General features: G+C 46.4%; 13 protein-coding genes, 1 pseudogene and 1 riboswitch. Of the genes and pseudogenes, 1 reads left to right on the forward strand and 13 read right to left on the reverse strand.

Annotated elements, in window-relative coordinates; all coding sequences use genetic code 11:
• Nucleotides 1-44: 44 nt before the first annotated feature.
• From NSQ55_RS25005 to NSQ55_RS25025, 5 genes are all read right to left on the reverse strand, one after another.
• The gene (locus NSQ55_RS25005; protein WP_339169620.1) at nucleotides 45-377 is read right to left on the reverse strand and encodes a hypothetical protein; all 333 of its coding nucleotides are present in this window, start codon (nucleotides 375-377) and stop codon (nucleotides 45-47) included.
• Nucleotides 378-1850 carry a glycosyltransferase gene (locus NSQ55_RS25010; protein ID WP_339169622.1) on the reverse strand — a complete coding sequence of 491 codons (1473 nt, stop codon included), beginning with the start codon at nucleotides 1848-1850 and terminating at the stop codon, nucleotides 378-380. It lies immediately after the preceding gene.
• Between the two features lie 171 nt (nucleotides 1851-2021).
• A complete protein-coding gene (locus tag NSQ55_RS25015; RefSeq protein WP_178420205.1) occupies nucleotides 2022-2192 on the reverse strand; it encodes a hypothetical protein in 171 nt (56 codons plus the stop codon).
• Nucleotides 2193-2245: 53 nt separating this feature from the next.
• The gene (locus tag NSQ55_RS25020) at nucleotides 2246-3361 is read right to left on the reverse strand and encodes a glycosyltransferase (protein ID WP_076134266.1); all 1116 of its coding nucleotides are present in this window, start codon (nucleotides 3359-3361) and stop codon (nucleotides 2246-2248) included.
• A gap of 54 nt (nucleotides 3362-3415) precedes the next feature.
• A complete protein-coding gene (locus tag NSQ55_RS25025; protein WP_076098583.1) occupies nucleotides 3416-4516 on the reverse strand; it encodes a DUF3880 domain-containing protein in 1101 nt (366 codons plus the stop codon).
• Between the two features lie 253 nt (nucleotides 4517-4769).
• On the opposite strand from NSQ55_RS25025, the gene NSQ55_RS25030 reads away from it, so the two are divergent.
• Nucleotides 4770-5522, forward strand: coding sequence for an AAA family ATPase (locus NSQ55_RS25030; RefSeq protein WP_076130435.1), 753 nt, complete (start codon nucleotides 4770-4772; stop codon nucleotides 5520-5522).
• Between the two features lie 316 nt (nucleotides 5523-5838).
• Here the strand turns inward: NSQ55_RS25030 and NSQ55_RS25035 are convergent, their stop codons facing one another.
• The 8 genes and pseudogenes from NSQ55_RS25035 to NSQ55_RS25070 all read right to left on the reverse strand — a co-directional run bounded on the left by NSQ55_RS25035 (nucleotide 5839) and on the right by NSQ55_RS25070 (nucleotide 17434).
• Nucleotides 5839-6753: a phosphotransferase gene (locus NSQ55_RS25035; protein WP_339169625.1), complete on the reverse strand. Its 915-nt coding sequence runs from the start codon at nucleotides 6751-6753 to the stop codon at nucleotides 5839-5841.
• 26 nt (nucleotides 6754-6779) lie between these two features.
• Nucleotides 6780-7685: pseudogene (locus tag NSQ55_RS25040) on the reverse strand (IS1595 family transposase); the annotation flags it as partial.
• Between the two features lie 173 nt (nucleotides 7686-7858).
• On the reverse strand, nucleotides 7859-9274 hold the full coding sequence (locus tag NSQ55_RS25045) for a hypothetical protein (protein ID WP_076302431.1): 1416 nt from the start codon (nucleotides 9272-9274) through the stop codon (nucleotides 7859-7861).
• Between the two features lie 8 nt (nucleotides 9275-9282).
• Nucleotides 9283-11181, reverse strand: coding sequence for an LTA synthase family protein (locus tag NSQ55_RS25050; protein ID WP_339169627.1), 1899 nt, complete (start codon nucleotides 11179-11181; stop codon nucleotides 9283-9285).
• Between the two features lie 206 nt (nucleotides 11182-11387).
• Nucleotides 11388-12557, reverse strand: coding sequence for a hypothetical protein (locus NSQ55_RS25055; RefSeq protein WP_339169629.1), 1170 nt, complete (start codon nucleotides 12555-12557; stop codon nucleotides 11388-11390).
• Nucleotides 12554-13126 carry an RNA polymerase sigma factor gene (locus NSQ55_RS25060; RefSeq protein WP_076272754.1) on the reverse strand — a complete coding sequence of 191 codons (573 nt, stop codon included), beginning with the start codon at nucleotides 13124-13126 and terminating at the stop codon, nucleotides 12554-12556. The genes NSQ55_RS25055 and NSQ55_RS25060 overlap by 4 nt, the downstream gene beginning before the upstream one ends.
• 140 nt (nucleotides 13127-13266) lie before the next feature.
• Nucleotides 13267-14604, reverse strand: a complete 1338-nt coding sequence (locus NSQ55_RS25065) for a 5'-deoxyadenosine deaminase (protein ID WP_076130441.1) — start codon at nucleotides 14602-14604, stop codon at nucleotides 13267-13269.
• Nucleotides 14605-14674: 70 nt separating this feature from the next.
• A riboswitch (purine riboswitch) is annotated at nucleotides 14675-14773 on the reverse strand.
• A 2130-nt stretch (nucleotides 14774-16903) separates the two neighbouring features.
• Nucleotides 16904-17434, reverse strand: coding sequence for a GNAT family N-acetyltransferase (locus tag NSQ55_RS25070; RefSeq protein ID WP_076302427.1), 531 nt, complete (start codon nucleotides 17432-17434; stop codon nucleotides 16904-16906).
• Nucleotides 17435-17467: the final 33 nt, after the last annotated feature.

Here is a 17467-nt window from a genome sequence, read left to right on the forward strand (position 1 = left end):
GAATGAGCTCAATGAAGGGCATTTTTGCCTCTCTTTGTGCTCAGTTAGCCGAATTCGACGCATTCGAGGGCATATATGCCTCTCTTTGCGTTCAGCTTACCGAATTCGACGCATTCGAGGGCATATATGCCTCTCTTTGCACTCAGCTTGCCGAATTCCACGCAATCCAGGGCATATATGCCTCTCTTTGCCCTCAGCTTGCCAATTTCGCTGCAATCTAGGGCAGATATGCCTCTCTTTGCGTTCAGCTTACCGAATTCGACGCATTCGAGGGCATATATGCCTCTCTTTGCGTTCAGCTTACCGAATTCGACGCATTCGAGGGCAAATATGCCTCTCTTTGCGCTCAGCTTGCCGCTTCGCTGCAATCGAGGCATTTACGCCGCGCGCCGCCGTCCACCGCGGCGGGCCCGGCGGCGCTTGCCCCCGGCAGTGCTGCGCCGCCGGGCAGAACCTTTACGCCGCTTGCGAGCAACGCGGCGCAAAACCAACGGGCGCCCGCTTCGCCGGCGCGCCCGGGCTTTGCCGCGCCGCTTGCGGGCGACGCGGCTTGGCAGGCCCTTGCTTCGCGGCGGCAAAGCCGGCGACGCTGCGGGTAAATCAGGCTGGACAGCGGGTGGTTCCACCACCACCACGCTGTCAGCCTCGCGCACCGCAGGTGCGCTGCAATAGCGGAGGTTCCACATCTCCGCAAGGCCCTGCAGGCGGCTCCGATAAGCCGCCGGACCATAGACGGCGTCGACGCGCTCCCGCGCTTGACTGCCTAGAGTCAACGCCAGTCCCGGCTGCGCCAGCATGACGTTGACTCTTTCTGCCAGCGCGGAAATGTCCGATGCTGGCACGAGATTTTCGCCACAGCCCGCTGCGTGCAGAATTTCTCGCAAGCCCCCAGAGTCGTAAGCGACCACGGGCTTTCCAAAAGCCATTCCTTCCAGAGCAGTCATGCCGAAGCCTTCGCGGATCAGACTAGGAACCACTAGCACATCCATGGCGCAATAGGCAGATGGAAGACATTCAGCATAACCAACAAATTTAAACCGGGTGTACAGTCCCTCAAGCTTCACCTTGCGGACACAGCGCTCATAGTAGCTTTTATCGCCAGCTGACCCAATGACAACAAATTTCGAGGTTGGATGAACCGCGTGCACAAGCACAGCCATTTTCACAAAATGTTCTAGACCTTTTTCCTTGTTGATAAAAGAAGAAATATAGCCGATCAGCTGTTCATGCGGTTTAACCCGCAATTCCCGCCGCCGTTCGCTCCGAAGCTTGCTCCAAGCCTCAATCATCATCTCTTTATCATTCCAAGAGGGAGGCAGCTGGATCACTTTTTCCGCTCTCACGTCCTCTGGAAAGCAAGCCGCAGCTGTTTGTGAAATAGCTAGTATCTCATCACTATTCCGATGAATCAGCCCTACACTAATAGGTGTATATTCATTGTCTGTTATCGTCTCTGATATTTTCCATATCACCGGAATGCCCAGTGACTTTGCAGCCATTGCTGGCAGAGCATGCACACAGGTACTTGTAATAACAAACGCCGGGCGCAGGGAATTCAGCCAGTCTGTTAATTCGTGATACTCCCTGCTTTCCTGGAATTTCCGAGCATCTGCCTCCAACCCTGCATAAGGAGTGTACATTCCATATAAAAGAGGAATCGAAAGCAACTGTACACTTATTCCACAGCTTCGAGCCTGAGAAGTCAGCTTGCCGTCCTGAGGCGCAACGAGAATACAATTAAAGTACGGAGAAAGCTCCTGAGCGAAAAACAACAATAGCTTCTCCGCTCCCGTAATACTGCGTGTATTGGATACATGTGAAAAGAGGACGATTGTAGCTTTGTCAGCCATGGCGTTTCGGCGCTCCCTAACGAGGGGCCTGGAGCAGCCATTCACCTCCTTAAAAAATTTACAAACTTTGCGCTAAGTTCTATCCTTCGCAGTAAAACTCTCTTTGAAAATGGTCGCTCCTGTGACTCGCAACATCGCTTCCGCTTAGCTCTAGAATCTCGTCAGTCAATTTCACTTCGCTCCCGAGCTTCGCCCCTTCACTTCCACTCTGCTCTCGAATCTAGCCAGTCGCTTCCGCTCCGCTATACAAGCCCGCTCCAGACGTTGCTTCTTTTCATCAGGCCACAGGCATAAGCTGAGGTTCGGTTCTACAGTATATCGAGGAAAAACAGATGCCGGCACGACACCTGTCCCCTGGTAAGCGCACATTTCCGTTCCATTTCCGGGCATATGACCTAGCCATAAATTACTGTTAACAGCTGGTGTATACGTTTGGTGTAGGTGTGATCCTTAAGCGTCCGTTCAAAAGCGCGCAGGGCAATCGCACGGCGTTCTTCCTCATGAGTCAGGTAATAACGGATTTTATCCATCATTTCTTGAGGGCTTGCAAAAGTCTCAATTTCTTCACCAGGTTTGTAGAAAGATCCCATATCATCTCTGGCATCCACTAATTGCAGCGTACCCGTAGCCGCGATTTCAAAAGTACGCGGATTAGGAGATACCGCCGGAATCGAAAGCGTATTGTTGTTCACTACTTCATCAATGTGCGAGCGGTGGAGGTTAATGACGATTTTGGATCCGCTGTAAGCTACCGCTGTTTCCTGTGGTGACATCCACTTACCAATCTCAATTCGATCTCCATAGAGTGCCGCCTCAGGCAGACGGTCCCACCAGATGCCGTTAATCACCGTGTTATAGTTCATCAAATCCGGAAGAATCTCACGGAAGAAATTAACCCGGTTCCAATAGGCAGAGCCAATAAAACTAACTTCGCGATTCAATGGTGAACGTGTTGTAGTTGGACGGTAATGCTCGCGGTGAGCGGCAAAAGGAAGATAATGAACTTCAGGGCAGCCAAGTCCCTTATAAAAATCAATACAATTACGCTCAAGCGTGAACACAAAATCGTAATGCGCCACAATTTTAACTGTAAAATCAGTGTAATAAGGATCATCTGTAAGCCAAATGGCTGTCTTAATCCCGCTAGCCCGAAGAACGGAGATCTGCTCAAGCGGTAAATCCATACCATCCAGCACAAGTACCAGATCCGGTCTTTGAGCGGCGGCTAACTCCACTAAGTTTTGACGCACATCTGTTATCGTGACTTGTGTGGTTAATTTTTGCAGCGCGTAGAGGACTGCATCGTCTAATGGAGAGTAGGGATATCCTTTACCAGAAGCCACATACATTACATGAATATTCCGTACAGGAAATACTTCTTCTGGCCGACCATCTAAAATCGCAAGCCGTCCCCGTAAATATCCCTCATCATATCCGCCCTTAAAACCACTCAGACGACCACGAAGCTTTTCTTCCTCTGGAGGTGTCAGTGGTAGCGGTGGTGCAGGCATAATAAATTCATTGTTGTTTATCATCATCCTCGCTCCTTTATCCCGTTATAGATTTCATACACTTGAAGCAATCACATTCAGCAAATGAGGCAAACGCGCAGTGAATGTATGGTTCCGCATGGTTGTCTGTAGTCCCCGTAAAGCGTAAATTCGGCGCTCTTTTTCATGCTTCAGATAGTACTCAATCTTCTCCTGCAATTCCTTAGCAGAGCCAAAAGTATCCAAGTCATAACCTGGCCGATAATAATTGCCCAGATCCTCACGAACATCCGTAAGCTGCATAGTACCGCAGGCACTGATCTCATAAGTACGTGGGTTGATAGAGCGTGATGGTAAACGGAAGCTATTCCGGTTATCCTGCCCCTCCTCCCACGGACGGTGAATATTAATGACTAGCTTTGCACCACTGTAATAGTTCGCAGTTTCCTCAGGTGGGATAAAGCCATTGCTAATAAAAGGGGCAAGCTGGTCATAAGTCGCAAGCCGTTCCCAGAAGCCGCCAGCGATCAGCACCTTCTTATCCTTTAAATAGGGGGCAAGTTCATCAAACAGCGCTGTCCGATTATGAAATGCATTGCCAATAAACACAATGTCGTACTTATACTGCGGTGCCGTACGGCGCGGATAGAACATCTTTGGATTGACGCAAAGCGGTAAATAATGAACGGATGGAACTCCAAAGGATTGATAAAACTCCACACAACCGAGCTCATGCGTAAAGACGTGATCATAATGCCGGCAAATCACTGAAGTATCCTCTGTAAAATAAGGATCATCCACAAACCAGATCGCAGTCCGAATGCCCAGCTTTCTGATTTCTGTAATCTGTTCTAAATGATTTTCCGGAAAAACATGCAGTCCATTCATAACCAGCACTGCCCCGGGCATCTCCCGAGCTGCGGTCTCCAGCATAGTTTCTGGAGTGCTTATCACAAGCTCACTTACAAGCTGCTGAAGCGCCTCAATTACCCCAGTATCGATTGCATGGAACCCTTGAGGAACATACATTAGCTTAAATGGCCGACAGGCTTCGACCTCTACAGTACTCCGACGCTGCACAGCCTCACACATGCCAAGACGATATCCTTCGTGATAACCGTCGCGATAATCTCGCGGACGCTTGTGTTTTCTCCTTTTCGCTTTCACGGCCTTCACCCTGCCCCGTTGTATTCTCAAGACAGTATAACTATATGCGGAGTCAGCACTCGCCTCATGGACATCTGTCATTACTAAAACTAAATTGGCAGATGTACCCTGTCTTTTGCCCGGCTTGCCCGAACCCCGTCAGATTTCATCCACTCGCTGGATGCTGTTATACTATAAAGGTCTAGCTAGAGGCACTAAACTTGTCATCTCTGTCCAATCTGTCCGAAGATGATTACTTTTTGAAATTCACAAGGGGGGAACTATGAATAACACCACGTTGTATTTGCGACACGCGGAGCTGCTGCGTGATCTGGTGCCATCCTTTCAAACCTATCCATTTCATCTGCCTGCTGTTCGAACGCTGGATCGCCTGACTTTTCAAAAACCAGTGACCTTTCTTGTTGGAGAGAACGGCACGGGCAAATCAACCTTGTTAGAGGGAATTGCTGCTGCTTGGGGCTTTAACCCTGAGGGTGGAACGCTAAACTTTTCTTTTAACACTCGTTCCTCGCATTCGAATCTTTATGAGTATTTTAGAATTGCTAGAGGGGTTAGACGGCCGAAGGACGGCTTTTTTCTGCGTGCGGAGAGTTACTATAATGTGGCTTCTTATATTGATGAGTTGGATGAACAACCCGGTGGCCCACCGATCAAAGACTCCTACGGAGGCAAATCTCTGCATGAGCAGTCCCACGGAGAGTCTTTTTTAGCTACATTCGTTCACCGTTTCGGCGGCCGCGGCCTTTATATCCTCGACGAGCCTGAAGCAGCGCTTTCCCCCTTACGTCAAATGTCTCTGCTGGTGCGTATGCATGAGCTGGTCGGACAGGATTCACAGTTCATTATCGCAACTCATTCCCCCATTCTGATGTCCTATCCCGGTGCTGAAATTTTTCTCTTGGAGGGGGAGGGAATACGGTCCGTCGCCTTGGAGGAAACCGAACATTATACCGTGACCAAAGCGTTTATGAACGATCGTCAAGGGATGTTGCGTGAGTTATTTGAAGATGAATAAGCATACACGACTTCGACGTCCCTTTAAGGACGGTAAGCGTTTAAGCGAGAAATATAAGGATATTTACAACATGGAACATATAAATTTTTATATTTTTGGCTATGTTTGATATTTGACCATAAGAAAACCGCCTTCGTTGAAAAGGCGGTTTATTGCTAGCTATCGTGTCCCGTTAGCGCAACGACTTACTCTGTTGAATTTCGTATTCCTCAACATAAAGCGGCATCAGAGAAGGCGGATCGTACCTTATCGCGGCCTTTAAACGACAAAATGGTGCCGATAGCCATAGCCCCATAGCCGCAACGAAATAATAAGCCTAATCCGACAGTGCCCGCATGATGTTGGATTTCGCCTCTGCCGCAATTGCTTCATTCCCGTCATCGACCGCTTGCATTAAGATCAGTATGGGGATGTATACCGCGATTAGCCGCGCCAGTAGCTTCGTTTCCTCGTCCGCTCCTCCGTACGTTTCGAAAAACACGCCGCGAGCGTAAGGTGGTAAAAAGCTATAAGCAACGCTCAAATCGCAAGCCGGATGGCCTACGCTCAGATCGCCCCAATCAATGATGCCGGAAACGATCCCGTTCTCATTCACAAGCATATTTTTGAAATGAAGATCGCCATGTAGCAGTGCATTCACCGCCTCGACACGGTCCTTTTGCAGCCCGCTAATATACGCTTCGATCACACCGGACTCCTCCGGCGACAAGTGTTCAACCACCTTCGATAGAAAGCCCTCCAATTTCACTTTGCGCGATGCTATGTCCGTCAAGTTTCGATGATCTTGCTGAACTCCGCACTCCAGCGCCGCCTGCACCGGAAACTCATGCAATCTCCGCAAAAATTTCGCCAGCGTCTCTGCCGATAAAGCCCGGCGTTCTTCCGTCAAACCGATTGGGAAATCTCCTAGCACGTAGGCATAGCCAAGAAATGGTGCCGGGTATTCGTCACTTGCTTCGCCATAAAACAACGGTTTCGGATAGGGGATGGTTATATATGCCTCCAGCTTTGGCAGCAGCTTCCCTTCCATACGAATCGAGCCAACTGCAATCGTTCTTCTTGGAAACCGGAACACGTACTCGTCACCGATGAGAAAAACCGTATTGTCCCAGCCCCAGCCCAATCGCTTCACTTGCTTCGATGACAGCTGAGGGAATTGTCTGCCGATCAGCGTCCGCGCCTGCTCTTCGTTAACCTCCCACTCCGCATCCCATACATTCGTTCCTCCCATGAATTGTCTGCCTCCTCGTTCCTTACGTTATTTAGATGTTTACATTCCCTAAAAGTGAAGCGATCCATCCATTTCTTCAAGCGGCTGTGGGTGCTGTTTACGTTTTGGATATGGTACACGCCTTTCACACGTTGTTTTCCGTCGGTCTTGAATCGGTAATGAGTCATGCCTTTTGAATTCGCATAGGAGCTAAATGCCCTCCATGAATCAGTGCATAACACGTTTGAGTCAGATAGATGACCACCAATCGCTTCGTCTAATTTTGTAATCCGAATACGTCCACGCCCAAGTACGCCAGAGTAAGTCATTTTCTGACGGTCACGGGCAACCAGCACGCACACTTGATCGTGGCTTATACCACGATATTTCGCTTTGCCGCCACGTTTACGTGGCTTGCGTTCGGTAATATTCCGCTTGCCCTTTTCCGAGTAAAGAAAGTAGGTCTCGTCCATTTCAACAATATCTTGAAATGCTTCGGTTGGAATCTGCTTCAGAGCGGAAAGAATCTTATGCCGCCAGTAAAACAAGGTGACATGCGTGACTTCATCGTTTAACTGCTCTGCACATTTTCTCAGAGAAAAGCCCTCAATCATGCATTCGATAAACCGAACCCACATATGAGGTCGCCTCATTCGTTGCAGAGGGGTGTTCGTAAGGTCATTGAATGTTTGGCGACAGGACTTACAACGGTAACGTTGACGTTTAACCTCTCCAGTGCGTGTTCTTACAGCCTACTTTCCAAATCGAACAACAGAATGGTTTTTGCAATGCGGGCAAACAAGTCCATCTTTATGCTTCTGCTCTTGAATTTCATCAATCGCTCGAACTGGAAGTGCCACTCCCTTGGTTCGGGACTGCAAAAAGTAGATAAGTTCTCGCTTACCATTATCGTCCAACGTATCAGCAAGCTTTTTCAGTTCCTTTAAATCCATAGGCAAATCATCTCCGAACAGTTATATCGCCCTTATTATAGGACACTTGTTCGTAATTATGAAATATCAACAACAAAGTTTAACATAGCCATATTTTTAAAAAAACAGCAGGTCTCCAAATCGGAAACTTGCTGTTTGCTTTGTGTTATTTTGTGTTTGATAGGTTCTTGAAATTAGCGTCTCGCAATCCCCGTCAGCTTGTGAACAATCCATCCAAACATGACTACAACCATCATATCGAAGCACACATTAAACAAGAATAAATGCTTACCGATGTCAGCCCTTCCGTCCCCAAGAATCGGAACCAAGAAGGAGAAAATCCCTATTAGCCCTAGCAGCATCAGCAGCTCGCCGGCAACTTTGCCACGAATATCCCTGCTGCGGAAATACTGGAACAAAGCTCCCGCAAAATACACCAGATAGAATATGGAGAGAAATCCGAGCGTGTGCGGAATATGTTTGTTTTTGAATTGGCTCCATGCACTGTAAGTATAGGATAATGCACCTGCTGGTTTATTCTCGCTTTTCTCATAGTTTCCTAGATAATACGGGCGAATCGCCATGCTGTTACTCGCAGCATATTTCATATTATCTATCAACCGGTCCGGATGCTTCAGATAGAAGAACAATACATCTTTATGAGATACACGGTCATAGAAGTCCGGAACCAGCGAAGGATCATCCTGCTTAATCACTGTATCGGTCTGAAAATAATTTGTACCCGCCAGTACCTCCAGCCGCTCCGGCAATCCGAGATCCTGCAAGTCTCCCTTCACATCCGGCGATTCGTTTAGAATCCCAAAAAACACCGTTTGATACAGATTAATATGCTTAAGATCTTTTGGCGCTGCCACATACAAAACGATGGATACAAGAAAGATGGCAATCGAAAAACGTAACGCCAGCTTCCTCCATTTGCCCTCTCCGTCAAGCATCATAAACCGCAAGAAAATCAGTGCAAAGGCAATCCCAATCGGTGCATTCTGGATTTTGGAGGTGACCAGAAACAGAATCGCGATAAAAAATAAGGTTAATCCTTTAGTGGTTGGCTTCTCTTGGCTGGTTAATCTTAATCCTAATGCAAATGTCAGCAGCATAAACACCATCGACACTGGTTCTCCAAACAAGGAGTTGAAATAGGCCACATACCCGATATCGTAAAATACAAATAAGATAGCTGCTCCCAACAGCAGCCCTGTAACATAAGAACCACGAGCATTATACTTCACCAGCAGCCAAGTTGCCGCCAGTAAAAGAAGCCCATAAACTGCACCCAGCAAACGAACATCAAAAAAGCTGCCATGGATGAGCCCGCCGATCAATCTCGGCACAAGTACTATAAAAATCTGTGAGGATGGATAAAAACCTCTAAATAAATTTTCATACGCAAAACTGGAATGACTAAAATTGAAAAACTGGTCGGCATACGATGCTCCAGTATCATAGTAGTTCAGACCGATGGTATTCATCATACGCAGAAAATCTCCGTTATCGGCAACACCAATAAATGGCCCTACGAATAGCAAATAAATAATGATACCGCAGCCGGCAAGGCCTACGAGATACTCCGGTTTCCAGAACTTTTTCATGATTCCCCCTATCTCTGTGGTAACAGCTTCACATATTCGTCGGACAAATTCATTAGCTTCAAAATATACTCATAATCAGTCTGATATTTTGTGAAATCCGATACTGGCTTAAGCGTATCCAACGACACAGCTTTACCATCAGCAAAATCTTTACCAGGCACATAGAGAATATCATCATTAAAGAAAGAACCAGAAGGCAAATAATACCGCATCCCTAACACATTACGATCAATGTTCAAGAGATCATGACCAAATGCTGTATAACCTTCTTCTTTTAAAGAAACCCCCAATAGGTTAGCTATTGTTGGAAGAATATCCAACTGTCCACCGGTTCTCTCTACTACCTTCCCTTGCTCCATTCCTGGTACATGTACAATCAATGGAATATTAAAGCGACTGATTCGGGAATCGTATGGAATCCCCAGTGCACTTTCCACTTGCTCCGGTGGCACATCCTGCGGCTGCAAGCCAAAATGATCGCCATACATCACCAGCACAGTGTTATCCCACATTCCATTTTTCTTCAAACCCTCTATTAAAGTTCCAATGGCATAATCAGTATAGTTAATAGCAGTCAAATAATCGCCAAGCATCGTGTTTTTTAACTCATCAGGCACTGATATCTTCTTAAAAGAGTCCGGAATTTGGAAGGGATGATGGCTGGACGCCGTCACCATTTGTGCGTAGAAAGGGGTTCCTTTCTTCTGCAGCTCTGCCAATTTCTCGACACCCGTAATATAAAGCTGTTCATCGGAAGCACCAAACGCATTAAAATGATCATTGGTAAAATAATCTTTATCATAATAGCCGTTAAATCCAAGTGCAGGATATAGCTCATTCCGATTCCAAAAGCCCACTTGATTCACGTGAAAGGTGTACGCCTCATATCCTTTATCTCTCAGCAGACGTGGTAGGCTCGGCAGTTCTCTGTCCCCGAATCCAGTGGACATTGCCAAGGTCCCGATTGGATAAATCGACGTGTTGCTCATAAATTCAGCGTCAGAAGTATTGCCCGGACCAATCTGCTGGTAGACATGGGGGAAGTAAAATCCCTCATCTGCCAACTTGTTCAACACTGGAGTCAGCTCTTGACCCTTCAGGGATTGATGCAGCGGGAAGTTTTGGAAAGCTTCCATTTGGATGACAATTACATTTTTGCCCTTTTGCGAGCCGAAATACTCAGGTGCTGTGCCCGCGGCCTTACTACTATAAGGATAGGAAGCTTGTAGTTCATCAATCTTCGCGATGGTATCCTTAATATCTCCGGTTCCAATGAGATTGTTATCTTCCTTGACCTTAATTGCGGCAACGACCTCATAATTCAGGAATCCGGCACTTTCTGCCTGCACAAGCTCATTTGTAATTCCCCGCGCAGAATTGACAGAATTGGCCGATAAAGCAAAACCTCCAAGAATAGCCACCAGAATCACCATCATATGTGCCAATCGTGTGTTCCGGGAGCTGAATCGCTCACGCTCACGCGGATAGGCTTTTCCATGCTTCCATCTGCGGATCAAGACATACATTGCCATGATCACAAAATCAGCGAAAAATAAATAATCAATAGTCTGTATCGTTGATTCTACGCTTGCCTTCACTTGAAATACCTGATTCAGTTCATATAAAGCCAGATACGTAGGAACAGAACCAAAGTGATTGAAATATACACTGGCTGCGAACAGCAGCAGCGATAATATCCCGTTAAATGTCCAATAGACAGCTGTTCTCACCCGCGAAGGAGTAATGACCGTCAGTATCCCCATGATGAAGAGGACTGGAGCAACATCTGCTGCAATCCATTCCCAAGCAATTCTATCAAAGAACAGCACTCTCAGCAGGAGCAGCTTCAACCATAGCAGCAGGACAACAATATAGAACTGAGCTCGATTCGGCCCGTGCTTTTTCACGTTTTAATCCCCTCTTACCTTTTCATTTGTTCTGATTATGAACTCTATTCATCTTTTCTGTAAAATATCAGATTGTTCTAGTATAACAATACTTACTTTTTTTATCAAAAATGTGCACCTTTCGCTCCCACTACAAATAGGGAAATCCCACGCCTTTTCGGCTGTGGAACCTCCCTATTTAAGCCTATTATGTTATGCCTTTCAATCTAAGACTGGCTTGCTGGCAAATCCTCTTTTACCTTCCAGATCGTTAAATCACTATCATAATATACAGTGATCTCAGGACTGCCAAGCTTATGAAAGGTGAGATTCCCGGGCTCCTGATCTCTTTTAAGCAAGCTATATTCGCCCACATCAGCAACGCTAAATATCTTAGTCAGCAGAGGTGCTGCCTTCTCACGTAGGCGATCCCCATCAATTAGAGACAGCTCCCGGTCTAATACCGTTAGTTGTTTGGGATCTGTTTTATCACTAGCACGAGGATTTGTATCACTAATCTGCTCAATCCTTCTAGTAACAGTATCGAACGTAACCGAAACCTTTGATCCGTATTGCAGCGTAAGCGTATCCTGATCCTTGTCCATAGCCCGAAATACTAAACTAAGCTCTTCATCACCTCCGTTACCTCTCAACACCTTCAATGCCTCTTCCCCAGCTTGACGCATCTCTTCTGAAACCGTCGAGGCCTCAAGCGTGGCTGATGCGTAATCGAATTCACCATTTACAAATCCGATACGCCATTTCTCCGCCCTAAAGTTATTCTCAATTTTCACGCCAGAATGTTGTGTAACATCATATTCAACGTATCTGAGCACTTCATAAGCTGAATCATTCGCATAACCCAGTTTGCCCTTGATCTCTTCCGCACGGGTATTCATTTCAGCGTCGATCTCCGCAGCTGTCAGAATCCTACTCATCTTCGTTTGCACCAGTTCTCCTGTCTCATAATTGATCCAGATATATGCGGAGTCCTCACCTTTCTGGTAAGAGTAAAATATCTGCTGTTGCTCCTTAAGCCATTCCCGGTGATCTAGCGGATAAGTCTTTCCAAGTAAACTCTGCATCACCTGATCTGCGTTCCGCTGTAGCTCAGCCTCCGTGAAATGCGACGAAACCTCAGTTTGCGCAGGGTTGCTTGATTCATTACCGAGGAACCTTCCGTTCAGAAAGAATACACCTAAGCCCAACAATACAATAAAACTCGCCACAGCCAACAATTGCACAGGCAGTCTTTTTCCTGAGTAAGATTTCGCTCCCTGTTGATCTTTTTGAATTCGGCGAATGACGTTGTCTGCATGCCTCATAGTAAACTTTTCATTTCCAAAAGGTCCTTTTCGGGCCTGAGCATACCATTCCGGTTTATGATCCTCCATCATTCTACCCCCTTTAATTTGTTCTGAATTTTTTGCCGCGCTCGGTGCAATCTTGATTTTACCGTTCCGTGACTCAAGTTCATCAGTTCAGCTATTTCTTTTATAGAGAGTTCATATTTCAAATCCAGGACCAATATTTCGCGCAGCTTTGGAGACAATGCCATAATTAGATCCCATATCTCACCAATGGACTGATTACCCAAATACTCCATCTCCGCAGATCGGGCTACGCCAAGAGGTTCGATAGTTTTTTCCCGCTGCTTCACATCAACCGTGGACAATGGCTGTACACCACCCCATAAGCCCGAACGAAAAAAGCGCGATTTCCGGTGCGAAAAAACAGTATTCCTGGCAATCGTAAGCAACCATGCTTTAAATGAAGAATTCCCCCGGTACGTTCCAATCCTGTAATAACATTTAATGAATACTTCTTGAGCCAGATCATCGGCTTGTTCAGAATTTTTGGTAAGATAATAGATATAATTCCATATATCCTCTCCGTAACGGCTCATGATTTCTCTTAGTTGCTGTTCATTCATCGTCTCGCTGTGCTGAAGACCTTCCAGTTCCAATTAGCTTCACCTCACTTAATACGACCTCACAAAAGGCACTTTAGTTCCCTTATGTTCATATTTTCTCATAAAAAAACAGGGGGTCCAGTGATGATCCCCTGCGAATGATAAGATATCCGAATCCGAATCGACCTCTCCCCTCAAACGATCGAGGTATGCGTGAGTAATCTTTTAATAGAACGGTTAGCTTCATTTAGTACAATTTCTTTATCCACAGTCTTTAGCAAACCTCTTTCCATCACGATCTCCCCGTCGATTATCGTTGTCTCCACATCTGCCCGCGTAGCGGAATATACAATTCTAGAGATGGGATCTACGTCGTAAGAGGGGAAGGTATGAAAATTGTAGAGATTCAGGAGCACTAGATCTGCTTTTTTGCCTACCTCGATACTCCCGATCTTATCCTCCATCCCTACGGCCTTCGCCCCACCAATAGTAGCCATACGGAATACACTGCGGGCATCCATGGTTGTGGGTCCGTGATGAGGCTTTTGAATAATCGCCGCCAATCGCATCTCATTAAACATATCCAGATTGTTATTGCATGGAGCGCCATCCGCTCCCAGACTAAGAGAAACATGCTCATGAAGCATCCCTGGTGTGTCGGCAATTCCGGAGGCCAATTTCAGATTGGAACCCGGGCAATGACTTACATGCACTCCTCGATCCCGCAAAATCCGCCGCTCCTCAGCATCCAGCCACACGCAATGCGCCAGTATAAGCCGTTCATTGGCTAATCCTAGATGGTCCAGATAGACGATGTTACGCATGCCAGTCATGGCCTGCACAATCTCAATTTCCCCTAAATTCTCAGACGCATGAGTATGCACCTTCACATCGTATCTTGCGGACAGATCTCGCACCTCGGTTAATAAAGGCTCTGTACAGGAAATCACAAAACGTGGAGAAAATGCATACTGAATCCGGCCGTTTCCATAACCATTCCATTTTTCCAGTAGATCGACACTTTCCTGCAAAGAAGATGCGGTATCCTCCTGCAGCGCCTCAGGCACATCTCCCCCTTTTTGATCCATCATCACCTTGCCGGACAAGGCCCGGATTCCACTTTTAGCTATAGCCTGAAACGCAAAATCCGTATGATGGACAGTCTCCATATCCACAATCGTCGTCGTGCCGCTGGTGATCAGTTCGCCGATGCCAAGCATAGCCGAATAATAAAGGGATTCTTCATCATGCGCGGCCTCTAATGGCCAGATTCGTTTGCGCAGCCAATCCATCAGCTCCAGATCGTCCCCTTTACCTCGGAATAACGTCTGGCATAAATGAATATGAGTCTGGATAAAACCCGGAATCAATGTACGGTTCGTAGCATCAATGATCTGCTCGTCACCCTGCGGGATCAGGCCAGTGCCGATTTCAACAATGAGATCATCCTTAATCCGGACATCCCCGTGTATAATTTCCTCTTGCTTGTTCATCGTAATGATTTCGGCATTTTTGATCAAAATATTCCCCATAGCCCTTCTCCCCCTCATTGAGTTAATTCCAGTACAACTTCACGCTTGTAGCACAAAAAGGCCACAAAAATATGCCTGAGCATATTTTCGTAGCCAGAAATTTACGGTTCCCGGTAGAGACCCTTAAACCAATTATTAAGGATATACGAAAAAAAGACTATTCATTTGTAATTTGAATAGTCCAATAATAATCTAAAGACAGGTTATATGTCAATATACATGACATATAAAATCGATTTCGTTTTATTAATACTGTTTCATAAAAGTGATTTAGAATTTTATGTTATGTTAAATAACATAATTCGATTTATGATCACGATTATTCTGTTTGAAGAAAATTTCGATCACGATACCCTGTACTTCGCGTCAGATTTACTGTCAGGAAAACATAAAAAATAAGCTATCCAAGAGCTATTTCATGGCTTAAGAGACAACCGTTTCGTTCGATTAAGTCGGCCATTTCGCACGATTAGGTCGACCATTTCGGACAGTATCTCTGCTTACTCTAACGCGTTGTGCTAAACCGCTGTGCATATAGCACGGTACGGTGGACTAGTCAGAGCCCGAAAGTGTACGTCTAGCTCTATTCATCTAACTGACCTATGCCGACCCTACTGCTACTCAACTGCTACTTCTGCACTGCTTCGGCTTCTTGTATTTCTCCCCTACGCCTACTCCACTGCTTCTGCACTCCTACATTCTCCTTGCGCCCACTCCACTGCTACGTCTACTGATACTGCTTCTACTACTGCCCCTACACTACTCTTATTTCTGCACTTCTACGTTCCCCTTGCGCCTATTACACTGCTACGTCTACTGCTTCTGCTTCTACTACTGCCCCTACGCTACTCTTATTTCTGCACTTCTACTTTCTCCTTGCGCCTATTACACTGCTACGTCTACTGCTTCTGCTTCTACTACTGTCCCTACACTACTCTTATTTCTGCACTTCTACGTTCCCCTTGCGCCTATTACACTGCTACGTCTACTGCTTCTGCTTCTACTACTGTCCCTACACTACTCTTATTTCTGCACTGCTACGTCTACATCTACATCTACATCTACTTCTGCTTCTGCTTCTACTGCTCTCGCTACGTCCACACCACTGGTGAGTCATAATCCTCCATGCTTTCGGACCCAGATGACGCTATTTGCACACTTATCGCCTTTGGAGCAGGGTTTCGGACTCCAGTGACGCTATTCCCTCGAAACAGGTCCATATGCAGTGTGTTTTATAGTAATAGCTGCGCTGGAGTCCGATAGCATCCCAAATGTGGGAAAATTCCACGTTTAAGGTCATCTGGGTCCGTTACTATCGAGTCATACTCAGCCGCTGATGCTTATGGACCCAGATGACACTATTTACACTTTTATCGCCTTTTGAGTAAGTTTTCGGACTCCAGTGACGCTATTCCCTCGAAACAGGTCCATATGCAGTGTGTTTTGTACCAATAGCTGCGCTGGAGTCCGATAGCATTCCAAATGTGGGAAAATTCCACGTTTAAGGTCATCTGGGTCCGATAGTGTCGAGTCATACTCTGCCACTGATGCTTTCGGACCCAGATGACGCTATTTGCACATTTATCGCCTTTGGAGCAGGGTTTCGGACTCCAGTGACGCTATTCCCTCGAAACAGGTTCATATGCAGTGTGTTTTATACCAATAGCTGCGCTGGAGTCCGATAGCATCCCAAATGTAGGAAAATTCCACGTTTAAGGTCATCTGGGTCCGTTACTATCGAGTCATACTCAACTGCTGATGCTTATGGACCCAGATGACGCTATTTGCATATTTTCGCTTATTGATCAGGGTTTCGGACTCCAATGACGCTATTTGCACATTTATCGCCTTTTGAGCAAGATTTCGGACTCCAGTGACGCTATTCCCTCGAAACAGGTCCATATGTAGTGTGTTTTATAGTAATAGCTGCGCTGGAGTCCGATAGCATCCCAAATGTGGGAAAATTCCACGTTTAAGGTCATCTGGGTCCGATAGTGTCGAGTCATACTCTGCCACTGATGCTTTCGGACCCAGCTGACGTTATTTACACATTTTCGCTTATTGATCAGTATTTCGGACTCCAATGACGCTATTTGCACATTTTCGCTTATTGAGCAGGGTTTCGGACTCATATGACGCTATTTGCAAATTCATCGCCTTTTGAGCAGGGTTTCCGTAAGCGCAAATGCTACCTAATCAAACAATTTTTTTGTTTAGAGAAAGGTGTTATTTCCACAAAAAAAGGATATCCCAGCAGCCATTTGGTGGCTCTGAGATATCCTCTGGTTCTCTTGCTATGTTAAGCTTTCGAATTTCCGTGCTTTTCTAGAACCTTCTCGAACACCGGGAAATTAGCGGTGCGCCCCGGAAAAGTTACTTCACCCCTGCGATCATAACCTAACTTGGGATATAGGGCGAGTGCCCCAGTGTTCTTAGCATATGTATCCAGACGGATACTGGAATAACCATTCTGGCGAGCATATTCTTCTGCATAAGTGCTAAGACGGCGCGCAATTCCCTTCCCTTGAACTTCGGGATGCACAGCCAATCTATGCATAATTAAATGAGGCCCTTGCGTTTCTGTCCAGTCAATCTTCCCATACTGCTCGGATTGGTGCTCGTCCAACACTAGAATGCCGGCCACCGCATTGTTCTCCTCACATACCCATAGATTGCCACGTTCAATGTCAAGGGAGATGATCTCCCGGTTCGGATAATGCTCGTCCCACTGATCGCTGCCACCTGCTTGCATCACCTGTACGCATTTGGCAATCAGCTCCATAATTTCATCAATCTCATCTTTGCGTGCTCTGCGAATCTCAGTACCCATGAATCATCCCTGCCTTCATCTTAACCTCATATT

Origin of the sequence: Paenibacillus sp. FSL H7-0943, assembly GCF_037963265.1 — a bacterium.
Classification (GTDB): domain Bacteria; phylum Bacillota; class Bacilli; order Paenibacillales; family Paenibacillaceae; genus Paenibacillus_AQ; species Paenibacillus_AQ odorifer.

What these genes read in the sequence shown, in the direction of transcription:
- NSQ55_RS25005 (WP_339169620.1), bottom strand. Translation starts at nt 377, where the DNA reads ATGCCTCGATTGCAGCGAAGCGGCAAGCTGAGCGCAAAGAGAGGCATA.
- NSQ55_RS25010 (WP_339169622.1), bottom strand. Translation starts at nt 1,850, where the DNA reads ATGGCTGACAAAGCTACAATCGTCCTCTTTTCACATGTATCCAATACA.
- NSQ55_RS25020 (WP_076134266.1), bottom strand. Translation starts at nt 3,361, where the DNA reads ATGCCTGCACCACCGCTACCACTGACACCTCCAGAGGAAGAAAAGCTT.
- NSQ55_RS25030 (WP_076130435.1), top strand. Translation starts at nt 4,770, where the DNA reads ATGAATAACACCACGTTGTATTTGCGACACGCGGAGCTGCTGCGTGAT.
- NSQ55_RS25035 (WP_339169625.1), bottom strand. Translation starts at nt 6,753, where the DNA reads ATGGGAGGAACGAATGTATGGGATGCGGAGTGGGAGGTTAACGAAGAG.
- NSQ55_RS25045 (WP_076302431.1), bottom strand. Translation starts at nt 9,274, where the DNA reads ATGAAAAAGTTCTGGAAACCGGAGTATCTCGTAGGCCTTGCCGGCTGC.
- NSQ55_RS25055 (WP_339169629.1), bottom strand. Translation starts at nt 12,557, where the DNA reads ATGATGGAGGATCATAAACCGGAATGGTATGCTCAGGCCCGAAAAGGA.
- NSQ55_RS25065 (WP_076130441.1), bottom strand. Translation starts at nt 14,604, where the DNA reads ATGGGGAATATTTTGATCAAAAATGCCGAAATCATTACGATGAACAAG.
- NSQ55_RS25070 (WP_076302427.1), bottom strand. Translation starts at nt 17,434, where the DNA reads ATGGGTACTGAGATTCGCAGAGCACGCAAAGATGAGATTGATGAAATT.